The sequence below is a fragment of the Intestinimonas massiliensis (ex Afouda et al. 2020) genome (assembly GCF_900626285.1).
GTDB classification, from domain to species: Bacteria; Bacillota; Clostridia; order Oscillospirales; family Oscillospiraceae; genus Flavonifractor; species Flavonifractor massiliensis_A.
Map to the genome: position 1 here is coordinate 1,808,587 of NZ_LR131147.1, position 11,662 is coordinate 1,820,248.

11 protein-coding genes are annotated in these 11,662 nt (G+C 62.2%); 4 read left to right on the plus strand and 7 right to left on the minus strand.

All coding sequences use genetic code 11. The features are described from left to right. Positions 1–16: 16 nt before the first annotated feature. Positions 17–1,321 carry a phosphopyruvate hydratase gene (eno, locus tag E0E41_RS09065; protein WP_130869641.1) on the minus strand — a complete coding sequence of 435 codons (1,305 nt, stop codon included), beginning with the start codon at positions 1,319–1,321 and terminating at the stop codon, positions 17–19. Positions 1,322–1,608: 287 nt separating this feature from the next. On the opposite strand from eno, the gene E0E41_RS09070 reads away from it, so the two are divergent. Further along, the gene (locus E0E41_RS09070; protein ID WP_130870814.1) at positions 1,609–2,817 is read left to right on the plus strand and encodes an IS110 family transposase; all 1,209 of its coding nucleotides are present in this window, start codon (positions 1,609–1,611) and stop codon (positions 2,815–2,817) included. A gap of 574 nt (positions 2,818–3,391) precedes the next feature. Here E0E41_RS09070 and gpmI read toward each other — a convergent pair. The 4 genes from gpmI to E0E41_RS09095 all read right to left on the minus strand — a co-directional run bounded on the left by gpmI (position 3,392) and on the right by E0E41_RS09095 (position 7,708). Further along, positions 3,392–4,912, minus strand: a complete 1,521-nt coding sequence (gpmI, locus tag E0E41_RS09080) for a 2,3-bisphosphoglycerate-independent phosphoglycerate mutase (RefSeq protein WP_130869643.1) — start codon at positions 4,910–4,912, stop codon at positions 3,392–3,394. A 35-nt stretch (positions 4,913–4,947) separates the two neighbouring features. Continuing rightward, positions 4,948–5,721, minus strand: a complete 774-nt coding sequence (tpiA, locus tag E0E41_RS09085) for a triose-phosphate isomerase (RefSeq protein WP_130869644.1) — start codon at positions 5,719–5,721, stop codon at positions 4,948–4,950. Between the two features lie 224 nt (positions 5,722–5,945). Further along, on the minus strand, positions 5,946–7,217 hold the full coding sequence (locus tag E0E41_RS09090; protein WP_130869645.1) for a phosphoglycerate kinase: 1,272 nt from the start codon (positions 7,215–7,217) through the stop codon (positions 5,946–5,948). Next, positions 7,214–7,708 (minus strand): tRNA (cytidine(34)-2'-O)-methyltransferase, encoded by a 495-nt coding sequence (locus E0E41_RS09095; protein WP_130869646.1) that lies wholly within the window; start codon positions 7,706–7,708, stop codon positions 7,214–7,216. The genes E0E41_RS09090 and E0E41_RS09095 overlap by 4 nt, the downstream gene beginning before the upstream one ends. 216 nt (positions 7,709–7,924) lie before the next feature. Between E0E41_RS09095 and proB the strand changes: the two genes are divergently transcribed. From proB to E0E41_RS09110, 3 genes are all read left to right on the plus strand, one after another. Then, positions 7,925–8,731, plus strand: a complete 807-nt coding sequence (proB, locus tag E0E41_RS09100) for a glutamate 5-kinase (RefSeq protein WP_242623744.1) — start codon at positions 7,925–7,927, stop codon at positions 8,729–8,731. Between the two features lie 42 nt (positions 8,732–8,773). Then, a complete protein-coding gene (locus tag E0E41_RS09105) occupies positions 8,774–10,021 on the plus strand; it encodes a glutamate-5-semialdehyde dehydrogenase (protein ID WP_130869648.1) in 1,248 nt (415 codons plus the stop codon). Between the two features lie 88 nt (positions 10,022–10,109). Beyond that, complete coding sequence (locus E0E41_RS09110) at positions 10,110–10,442, plus strand: hypothetical protein (RefSeq protein ID WP_130869649.1); 333 nt, start codon at positions 10,110–10,112, stop codon at positions 10,440–10,442. A gap of 42 nt (positions 10,443–10,484) precedes the next feature. Here the strand turns inward: E0E41_RS09110 and E0E41_RS09115 are convergent, their stop codons facing one another. Both E0E41_RS09115 and E0E41_RS09120 read right to left on the minus strand, forming a co-directional pair. Beyond that, complete coding sequence (locus tag E0E41_RS09115) at positions 10,485–11,072, minus strand: chromate transporter (protein ID WP_130869650.1); 588 nt, start codon at positions 11,070–11,072, stop codon at positions 10,485–10,487. Then, on the minus strand, positions 11,069–11,662 hold the full coding sequence (locus tag E0E41_RS09120; RefSeq protein WP_130869651.1) for a chromate transporter: 594 nt from the start codon (positions 11,660–11,662) through the stop codon (positions 11,069–11,071). The genes E0E41_RS09115 and E0E41_RS09120 overlap by 4 nt, the downstream gene beginning before the upstream one ends.

Below are 11,662 nucleotides of genomic sequence, written 5' to 3' on the forward strand. Positions count from 1 at the left end.
TTGTGCTTATCACAGCTTACTTCTTCAGGTTGAAGAAAGCGTCCTTGCCCCAGTACTGAGCCACGTCGCCCAGCTCCTCCTCGATGCGGAGCAGCTGGTTGTACTTGGCCACACGGTCGGTGCGGCTGGGAGCGCCGGTCTTGATCTGGCCGGCGTTCATGCCCACCACGATGTCGGCAATGGTGGCGTCCTCGGTCTCGCCGGAGCGGTGGGACACGATGGCGGTGTAGCCGGCGCGGTTGGCCTTCTGGATGGTGTCCAGAGTCTCGGTCAGGGTGCCGATCTGGTTGACCTTGATCAGCACGGCGTTGGCAACATGGAGATCCAGGCCCTTCTGCACCCGCTCGGAGTTGGTGACGAACAGGTCGTCGCCCACCAGCTGGACGCGGTCGCCCAGAGCCTTGGTCAGCATGGCCCAGCCTTCCCAGTCGTCCTCGCCCATGCAGTCCTCCATGGAGATGATGGGGTAGTTGTCGGCAAACTTCTTCCACATGTTGACCATCTGCTGACGGGTCATGGTCTTGCCGGCCTTGGGCAGGGTGTAGGTGCCGTCCTCCTTGTTGTACCAGTCGGACACGGCGGCGTCCATGGCGATCTTGAAGTCCTCGCCGGGCTTGTAGCCGGCCTTCTCGATGGCGGCCACGATGCACTTGAAGGCGTCCTCATCCTTCTTCAGGTTGGGGGCATAGCCGCCCTCGTCGCCCACGCCGGTAGCGGGGGTGCCGTTCTCCTTCAGCACGCTCTTCAGGGTGTGGAACACCTCGGCGCACATCCGCAGGGCCTCATGCCAGCAGCAGGCGCCCACGGGCATGATCATGAACTCCTGGATGTCCACGTTGTTGGTGGCGTGAGCGCCGCCGTTGAGGATGTTCATCATGGGCACGGGCAGGACCTTGGCGTTCACGCCGCCGATATAGTTGTACAGGCTGGTGCCCAGGCTCTCGGCAGCGGCCTTGGCGCAGGCCAGGGAGGCGCCCAGGATGGCGTTGGCGCCCAGGCGGGCCTTGTTGGGAGTGCCGTCCAGAGCGATCATGGCCTTGTCGATGGCCACCTGATCCAGCACGTTCATGCCCACCAGGCACTCGGCGATCTCGGTGTTCACGTTCTTCACAGCGGTGAGCACGCCCTTGCCCATGTAACGGCTCTTGTCGCCGTCGCGCAGCTCGCAGGCCTCATAGATGCCGGTGGAAGCGCCGGAGGGCACGCTGGCGCGGCCCACGGTGCCGTCTTCCAGATAGACCTCCACCTCAACGGTGGGGTTGCCGCGGCTGTCCAGGATCTCACGGCCCAGCACGTCGACGATCTCAATGATCTGCTTCATGTTAAAAACTCCTATTACAATAAATTTGGACAGGAAAGCCGGGCAGCCAGTCCGGCTTTCCCTCCATCTCGTGCCTAAGCTACAATAAGAGGAGCAACTGGCTGACCACTCACTCCTTGGGCTTGTAAGTCCGTACGAAAGACTGTCAGCCATCCTCTTGTTGTAGCGTTCGATTTCAGCAGGTTGAGCCACCGGATGCCGGGGAGTTCGCGTCACCCAATAGATTGAATCGGCAACGAGAAAAGATGGATTCCGGTTGCAGATTCTTTAGTATTGGAGGAATGTGGATGAACAGCGTTGGCATCGATGTTTCCAAAGGGAAAAGCATGATCGCCGTCATGCGCCCCTTCGGTGAGGTGGTGGTTTCACCCTTTGAAGTGCGACACACCGCCAATGAACTGAACGAACTGGCAGGGCTGCTCAAAAGTTTGGACGGTGAGACCCGTGTGGTGATGGAATCCACGGGTAATTACCACGCGCCGGTGGCCTGGCTGCTCCACGACGCGGGACTTTATGTCTCCGTAGTCAATGCAATGCTGGTGCATGACTATGGGAACAACAGTTTAAGACGAGGCAAGACTGACAAGAAGGACGCCGTGAAACTGGCCAACTACGGCCTTGACCACTGGCTCACACTACCGAAATATGTCCCGGAGGAGGACACCCGGCTCATGCTGAAGACCTGCTACCGCCACTACCAGCAGTATCCCAAAGTCCGGACCCTGCTGAAGAACGACCTAGTCCCCCTGCTGGACCCCGCTTTCCCTGGTGCAAACCGCCTGTTTACCCGTCCCCCCCGCGCCGCTGGCAGCGAGGAGTGGGTGGATTTTGTAGCCGCTTTTTGGCATTGTGAGTGTGTCTGTGGTTTGTCTAAAAAGGCCTTTACCACCCAATACCAGAAGTGGTGCAGAAAGCACGGCTACAATTTTAGCGAGGATAAGGCACTGGACATATACGCCTCTGCATGTGGACACTTCGGTGTCATGCCGAAAACGGATACGGCAAAACTTTTGGTAGAACAGGCTGTTTCCCAACTCCGGGCAACTTCCGCCGCGTTAGCTGCTCTCAAGCAGGAGATGCAGTCCCTGGCCGTTTCTCTACCGGAGTATCCTGTGGTGATGGAGATGTTTGGTGTTGGCCCAACCCTCGGCCCCCAACTCATAGCTGAAATTGGCGATGTACGCCGTTTTCATTCCAAGAAAGCGCTGGTGGCCTTTGCAGGCATTGACGCCCCACCTTACCAATCTGGACAAGTGGATGTCCGTAGCCGTAACATTTCCAAGAGAGGATCTGCCTCACTGCGAAGGACGCTCTTTCTGGTGATGGGGGTCCTCCTGCAATGCGCTCCAATGGATGAGCCGGTCTACCAGTTCATGAACAAGAAACGCTCTGAAGGTAAGCCCTACCGTGTCTACATGATGGCCTCCGCCAACAAGTTCCTGCGCATCTACTACGCTTCTGTGAAAGCCTACCTGGATTCTCTGGAGCATGGCTGATTTCCCAGCTCTATACTGTCTGGCTGACCGCCATTTTTTGAAATGCACAGCGGTTTAATTTGGTGCACCCTTTTCCTTTGCTCGTTTCCTTTGAAAGTTTTACTTGACTTTTGTTAGCAGGTCTNGGAGCATGACTGATTTCCCAGCTCTATACTGTCTGGCTGACCGCCATTTTTTGAAATGCACAGCGGTTTAATTTGGTGCACCCTTTTCCTTTGCTCGTTTCCTTTGAAAGTTTTACTTGACTTTTGTTAGCAGGTCTTTCGTATGAGCGGCGGGAAAACCCGCCCTGCAGGGGTATTGAATTGTGGGGGGCGGGCAGCCGGCCCGCCGGGGCAATATTTGGTACGGCGAAATTCCGCCGGATACCGCTCAGTTGAGGATCAGGGTCTCGCCGTCCATTTCAGCGGGCTTCTCCAGACACCCCACGCGGCAGGCCGCGTAGGGACCCCGGTTCTTTTCATCTGCTCGGGGCAAATGAATTGCCCCGGCATCAAGGTTTTGACCTTCGGTCAAAACGCTTGGACGGCGCAAGCGCCGCCCGCCTGCGGCGGGGATGGGCCTTGAAAAGCCCTTAATTCAGGATCAGCGTCTCCCCGTCCATCTCCACGGGCTTTTCCAGGCCCATCAGGTCCAGCATGGTGGGGGCGATGTCGGCCAGGCGACCGTCCCGCAGCTTCACGTCGGCGCCCACAATGTAGAAGGGCACCAGGTTGGTGGTGTGGGCGGTGTAGGGGGTGACCCCGTCGTCGTCCAGCATCCGGTCGGCGTTGCCGTGGTCGGCGGTGATGAGGGACACGCCGCCCATCTTGGTGGTGGCCTCCACCACCTTGCCCACGCCGGTGTCCACGGCCTCCACGGCCTTCACGGCGGCGTCAAACACGCCGGTGTGGCCCACCATGTCGCAGTTGGCGAAGTTCAGGATGATCACATCGTACTTGCCGCTCTCGATGCGCTTGACGGCCTCCTCGGTGACCTCGGGAGCGCTCATCTCAGGCTGCAGGTCGTAGGTAGCCACCTTGGGAGAGGGGATCAGGCACCGGTCCTCGCCGGGGAATACCCGCTCCTCGCCGCCGTTGAAGAAGAAGGTCACATGGGCGTACTTCTCGGTCTCGGCGATGCGCAGCTGGGTGTAGCCCTGGCGGGCAATGTACTCGCCGAAAATGTTCTTCAGCTCGTGGTGGGGGAAGGCGATGAGCACGTTGGGCATGGTGGCGTCGTACTCGGTGGTGCATACATAGGTCACGGGGAAATAGCCGTGCTTGCGCTCCACGTCGGTGAAGGCGGGGTCCACGAAGCAGCGGGTGATCTCCCGGGCCCGGTCGGGGCGGAAGTTCATGAAGATGATGGAGTCGCCCTCCTTCACCTTGCCGTCCCTGGCGCACACGATGGGCTCCACGAACTCGTCGGTGACCCCGGCGTCATAGGACTTCTGCACGGCGTCCACCGGGTCGGGGTTCTCGGTACCCACGCCCAGCACGATGGCGTCATAGGCCCGCTGCAGGCGGTCCCAGCGCTTGTCCCGGTCCATGGCGTAGAAGCGGCCCATGACAGTGGCTATCTGGCCCACGCCGATCTCCCTGCACTTGTTCACCAGCTGCTCCACATACTCCTTGCCGGAGGCGGGGGGCACGTCGCGGCCGTCCAGGAAGCAGTGGACGAACACCTTGCTGATCCCCCGGCGCTTGGCCAGCTCCAGCAGGGCGAAGATGTGGGTGATGTGGCTGTGGACGCCGCCGTCGCTCAGCAGGCCGAACACGTGCAGCGCACCGTCCCGCTCCTTGCAGTCATCCATGGCCTCGATATAGGCCTCGTTCTCAAAGAAGCTGCCATCCTGGATGGACTTGGTGATCCGGGGCAGGTCCTGGAACACCACACGGCCGGCGCCGATGTTGGTGTGGCCCACCTCGGAGTTGCCCATCTGACCCTCAGGCAGGCCCACATCCATGCCGGAGGCCGCCAGCTTGCAGCCGGGGTTCTCCGCAAAAATCTTGTCCAGATTGGGGGTGTGGGCGGCGGCGATGGCGTTGCCGGTCTTGTCGGCACGCAGGCCAAAGCCGTCCATAATGATGAGGGTTGTCGGTGTTTTACTCATAGTCTACCTCTTTGTTCTCCGCTTTAAAACCGGGCTCACTCCTGGTTGGCGGCGTTGATGATCTCCACAAAGTCGGGAGCCTTCAGGGAGGCGCCGCCGATCAGGCCGCCGTCCACGTCGGGCTGAGCCAGCAGCTCGTGGGCGTTCTTGGCGTTCATGGAGCCGCCGTACTGGATGGTGACGGCGCGGGCCACACGGGCGCCGTACAGCTTGCGGACCACGGTACGAATGGCCTCGCAAACCTCGCCGGCCTGCTCCGCAGTGGCGGTCTTGCCGGTGCCGATGGCCCAGATGGGCTCATAGGCGATGACCACATGACGCATCTTGTCGGCGGGCACGCCGGACAGGGCGGCCTTCACCTGGTAAGAGATCAGATCCATGGTGACACCCAGCTCACGCTGCTCCAGGCTCTCGCCCACGCAAACGATGGGGTACAGGCCGGCCTCCAGGGCGGCGTGGACCTTCTTGTTCACGGTGAAGTCGGTCTCGTTGTAGTACTGGCGGCGCTCGGAGTGGCCGATGATGACGTACTTCACGCCGATCTCCTTCAGCATCTCGGGAGAGACCTCGCCGGTGAAGGCGCCGTGGGACTCATAGTGGCAGGTCTCGGCGCCGATGGCCACCCGGGACTCCTTGAACAGCCGCACGGCGGCCTGCAGGTTCACGGAGGGCACACACAGCACCACCTCACACCACTTGGGCTTGCCGATGAGGGGCTTGAGCTCCTCGGCAAAGGCCTTGGTCTCGGAGAGGGTCTTGTTCATCTTCCAGTTGCCGGCAATGATGGTCTTGCGATATCTTCTGTTCATCGGGATCGTACCTCTTTCTTCCAATCTTTGGATGATATATAACGAATCGATATGGTCGGATCAGGCGTCCGGCAGGCACGCCACGCCGGGCTCGTCGGCACAAGCTCCAGATCTCTCGCTTCCCCGCACACGGGAAAGCTCGCTCCTTCCGCTGCGCCTCCTCTCCCCACGAAACCCGCTGCGCTGGGCTTTCGCGGGGGCCCCGGGAGCTGCCCGGAGCACAATCAGGCGTCCAGCAGGCACGCCACGCCGGGCAGCTCCTTGCCCTCCATGAACTCCAGGGAGGCGCCGCCGCCGGTGGAGATGTGGGTCATCTTGTCGGCATAGCCCAGCTGCTGCACGGCAGCCGCGCTGTCGCCGCCGCCGATGATGGTGATGGCGCTGGTCTCGCTGAGGGCCTTGGCCACGGCCTCGGTGCCCTTGGCGAAGGCGGGGAACTCAAACACGCCCATGGGGCCGTTCCAGATGACGGTGCCGGCGTCCTTCACCGCGTCGCAGTACAGCTTCACGGTCTCGGGCCCGATGTCCAGGCCCTGCCAGCCGTCGGGGATCTCGCCGGTCTTGACCACCTTGCTCTCGGCGTCGGCGGCGAAGGCGTTGGCCACCACGGTGTCCACAGGCAGCAGCAGCTTGACGCCCTTCTCGGCGGCCTTCTTCACCATGTCGTTGGCATAGTCCTCCCAGTCGGCCTCCAGCAGGCTGTCGCCCACCTTGCCGCCCTGAGCGGCGGAGAAGGTGTAGGCCATGCCGCCGCCGATGATGATGGTGTCGGCGATCTCCAGCAGGTTGTTGATGACGCCGATCTTGGAGGACACCTTGGAGCCGCCCAGGATGGCCACCAGGGGCCGCTTGGGATTGGCCAGGGCGCCGCCGATGATCTCCAGCTCCTTCTGGATCAGGAAGCCGGACACGGCGGGCAGGTAGTTGGCCACGCCGGCGGTGGAGGCGTGGGCGCGGTGGACGGCGCCGAAGGCGTCGGACACATAGACATCAGCCATGGAAGCCATGGCCTTGGCCAGCTCGGGGTCGTTCTTGGTCTCACCCTTCTCGAAGCGGGTGTTCTCCAGCAGCATGATCTGGCCGGGCTTCAGGGCGGCGGCCTTGGCCTGGGCGTCGGGGCCCACCACGTCCTTGGCCATGATCACTTCCTTGCCCAGCAGCTCGCTCAGGCGCTTGGCCACAGGAGCCAGGGACAGCTGAGCCAGGGACTTCTTCCACTGCTCCTCGGTGATGGTGGCGGGGTCCTTGCCCTTCTCGGCCTGCTTCTTCACATAGGAATCAAAGGTAGCCACGGGCTTGCCCATGTGGGAACAGGCGATGACGGCGGCGTTCTGGTCCAGCAGATACTGGATGGTGGGCAGGGCGGCCCGGATACGCTTGTCATCGGTGATGACGCCGCTGCCGTCCTTGGCCATAGGTACGTTGAAGTCGCAGCGCAGCAGGACTTTCTTACCGGCTACATCGATGTCCTTCACGGTCTTCTTGTTGTAGTTCATCCTGTACTAGCTCCTTTCATCTCACCCTCCCCGGTAAGGCCGGGGAAGTTCAGCTGCCGCAGCGCCTCGTAGGTCACGATGGCCGCGGCGTTGGACAGGTTCAGGCACCGGGCTTCCGCCCGGATGGGGATACGGATACAGCGGTCGCTGTGGGCCATGCGGAATTCCTCCGGCAGCCCGGCGGTCTCCTTGCCGAAAATGAGATAGCACTCGTCCCGGAAAACCGCCTGGGTGTAGGGTCTGGGGGCCTTGGTGGTGGCCAGCCAGATATCCTGAGCGCCGGTCTTCTGGAAAAAATCCTCCAGCCCCTGATACACGCGCACGTCCACCAGGTGCCAGTAATCCAGGCCCGCTCGCTTCACCGCTTTGTCGCTGATGTCGAAGCCCAACGGCTCGATGAGATGGAGCCGGGATCCTGTCACCGCGCAGGTGCGGGCGATATTCCCGGTATTTTGTGGGATCTCCGGCTCAAAAAGCACAATATTGAGCATCTTCCCACCTCTTTCCATCTTCTTTTTTTACCAGCGGAGGCTATTGTACTCCAAACCGGAACAAATTTCAACCGGGAAAGCGTGAAAAAGTACTAAAACCTTTGGTTTTCTTTCCTGATTTCTTCCTTTCATTTCTTTGCTTTTACACTTTATTGCAATAAGGATCTGTGATATGATAGACTTTGGCGGAAAAGCCGACAGAGAGGATGAATGATTTTGGACGGAAACAACCCCATCCGCAGAGTGGTAGTCAAGGTGGGCACCTCCACCCTCACCCGGGAGACGGGCAGTCTGAATTTACATAACATGGAGCATCTGGCCCGGGTGCTCTCCGACCTGCAGGGCATGGGCCATCAGGTGGTGCTGGTATCCTCCGGCGCCATCGGCATCGGCACCAAGAAGCTGCGCCTGCCCGAGCGCCCCACCGAGCTGCGGATGAAGCAGGCCACCGCCGCGGTGGGCCAGTGCATGATGATGCACGTATACGACAAGTTTTTCTCCGAGTACAACCGGACGGTGGCCCAGATCCTGCTCACCGGCGAGGACGTGGACGCCCCCGTCCGCTCGGAGCATCTCCACAACACCTTTGAGGCCCTGCTGGAGCTGGGGGTCATCCCCATCGTCAACGAAAACGACTCGGTCTCCTCGGCGGAGATCGAGACCGGCCAGTGCAAGGTGCTGGGCGACAACGACACCCTGTCCGCCATCGTCTCCCGGCTGTGCAGGGCGGATCTGCTGATTCTGCTCAGCGACATCGACGGGCTGTACGACGCCGACCCCCGCACCCACCCCGACGCCAGACTGATCCACCGGGTGGAGGCCATCACCCCCGAGCTGCGGGCCATGGCCGGGGGCGCTGGTACCTGGCGGGGCACCGGCGGCATGGCCACCAAGCTGAACGCCGCCCAGATCTGCCTGGAGGCGGGCATCGACATGGTCATCGCCAACGGCAGCAAGATGGAGGCTATTTACGATATCGTTGCGGGCAAGGATGTGGGCACCCGGTTTACCCGGTCCCGCTGACCGCTTTATTTTTTGATCTGAGACAACAAGGAGTGAATGACTATGACACAGTTGGAGACTCAGGGCCTGGCGGCCAAGAACGCCGCCCGGGTGCTGTCCGTGGCGGGCACCGCCCGGAAGAACCAGGCGCTGGAGGCCATTGCCGCCGGCATCCTGGCCCGGCAGGAGGAGATCCTGTCCGCCAACGCCGCCGACCTGGAGGCCGGAAAGGCCGCCGGCCTCCGCCCCGCCCTGCTGGACCGGCTGGCCCTGGACGAGGGCCGCATCGCCGGTATCGTGGAGGGGGTGCGGCAGGTGGCCGCCCTCCCCGACCCCATCGGAGAGGTGACCAAGATGTCCACCCGGCCCAACGGCCTGGTCATCGGCAAGCGCCGGGTGCCCCTGGGGGTCATCGGCATCATCTATGAGGCCCGGCCCAACGTGACGGTGGACGCCGCCGCCCTGTGTCTCAAGTCGGGCAACGCGGTGATCCTCCGGGGCGGCAAGGAGGCCTTCCGGTCCAACCAGGCCTTCGTGGCCGTCATGCGGGACGCCCTGGATGGGGCCGGTCTGCCCCGGGACTGTGTGGCCCTGGTGATGGACACCAGCCGGGAGAGCGCCAACGAGCTGATGGGCCTTACCGAGTATCTGGACGTGCTCATCCCCCGGGGGGGCGCGGGGCTCATCAGGAACGTGGTGGAGCACGCCAGGGTGCCGGTGATCCAGACCGGCGTGGGCGTGTGCCACGTGTACGTCCACGAGGGGGCCGACCTGGACATGGCCGCCCGGATCATCCACAACGCCAAGACCTCCCGCCCCTCGGTGTGCAACGCCGCTGAGTGCCTGCTGGTAGACCGGGGTGTGGCTCGCGACTTCCTGCCCATGGCCTGGCAGCTGCTCCAGACCAAGAACGTGGAGCTGCGGGGCTGTCCGGAGACCCGGGCGATCCTGGGGGATTTTGTGAAACCCGCCTGTGACGCCGACTGGGACACCGAGTTCGGCGACTACATCCTGGCCGTCAAGGTGGTGGGCGGCTTTGACGAGGCGGTGGACTTCATCGCCGCCCACGGCACCGGCCACTCCGAGGCCATCGTCACCAACGATTACATGGCCGCCCAGCGGTTCCTGGACGTGGTGGACGCGGCGGCGGTGTATGTCAACGCCTCCACCCGGTTTACCGACGGCTTTGAGTTCGGCCTGGGCGCGGAGATCGGCATCTCCACCCAGAAGATGCACGCCCGGGGCCCCATGGGCCTGGAGGAGCTGACCTCCAGCAAATTTGTGGTTTACGGCACGGGACAGATCCGCTGAGCATAGCATGGAGCGGCCCCTGAACCAACTCATTACATACGGCGGGCTATGAAGCCCGCCGTATTGAGTTTATTTGGGGGTATGTCCTATGCTGGAACGCCAACTGACCCTGGATGGCGGAGTGCTGTACTGCGACCTGGGCTCCCTGGAGCCCGGGGGCTGGCAGACGCTGGACTGTTCTCTCCGTCTGACGGGAGTACTGCCTGAGCGGCGGGTGGCGGTATCCGTGGATGTGATGGAGGGCGACATCACCCGGGGAACCCGGATCTTCGCCGTTCCCGCCCATCACGGCCCGGAGGCCGTGGACGTGGTGCTCCGGGGCATCCGCTTCTACCTGCCCAAGGAGGTTCCCGCTCGCCGCCTGTCGGTGCGGGCGGACGCCCACTACCTGGAACTGGGACAGCGATCTGTGCTGGTATAAAAAACATCCCGCAAAGCTGATGCTTTGCGGGATGTTTTTTGCTTAAAGCCGAAAGAGCACGCCCACCACAGCAGAGGCGGCAATGAACACAATGGGATGCAGCTTTTTCAGGGGCTTGACCTGAAGGCAGACAAAGACCGCCGCCGCCAGGAGGATGGCGGGCCAGTAGAACAGCTCTGTCGTGGGCACCGCCTGTCCCGGCGCGATCTCGTGCCCCCCCTGATGAAACATCAGGGCGATAGAGCACACCTCCACCAGAGCGGCGGCAATAAGGGCTGTGGAGGCGGGGCGGATGCCATAAAACACCGCGTCCACCCCCCGGCTCTCCCGGAACTTCTTCAGGAACCCGGCGATGATGAGGATAACGATGATGGAGGGACACACCAGGCCCAGAGTGGCCACCACGCCGCCCAGCACTCCGCCGGTATGGAAGCCCACGTAAGTAGCCATGTTCACCCCCATGGGGCCGGGGGTGGACTCGGAAATGGCGATCATATTGGCCAGCTCCCCGGAGGTGAACCAGCCGGTGCGGGCCCCCATGTCGGTGAGGAAGGGGATGGTAGCCAGGCCGCCGCCGATGGCGAACAGGCCCGCCTTGAAGAACTCAAAAAAGAGCCGGAGATAGATCATGCCTTCAGCCCTCCTTTCGCCGCCCGGACACACAGTCCGGTAACGCCCGCCGCCACCACCAGCACGATGGGGGAGGTCACGTACCCCATCAGAACGCCTGCGGCGTTGGAGGGGAAGGTGACGAAGTTGCCCGCCACCGCCAGAATGAGCACCACGATAAAGATGACCACGGTGGGCTTGTCCACCACGGTGCTCTTGCGCAGCTTGAGGACGCTGGACAGGATCAGGGCGCACACGCAGGCCCGGACGCCGTTGAAGGCGTGGACCACCACGGGCAGGTCGGCAAAGTTCTGCAAAAAGGCGGCGATGAGCATGATGATCACCAGGCAGGGAAACACCAGGCCCAGGGTGGCGGCCACGCCCCCCACCGCCCCCTTCAGCTTGTGGCCCACGAAGGTGGCGGTGTTGACGGCGATGATGCCGGGGGTACACTGGCCGATGGCGAAGTAGTCGGAGAGCTCCTCCTCGGTGGCCCACTTCCGCTTCTCCACCAGCTCCCGCTGGAGGATGGGCAGCATGGCATAGCCTCCGCCGAAGGTACACACGCCGATGCGGGCGAAGGTCCAGAACAGGTCTACACAGATATTCAC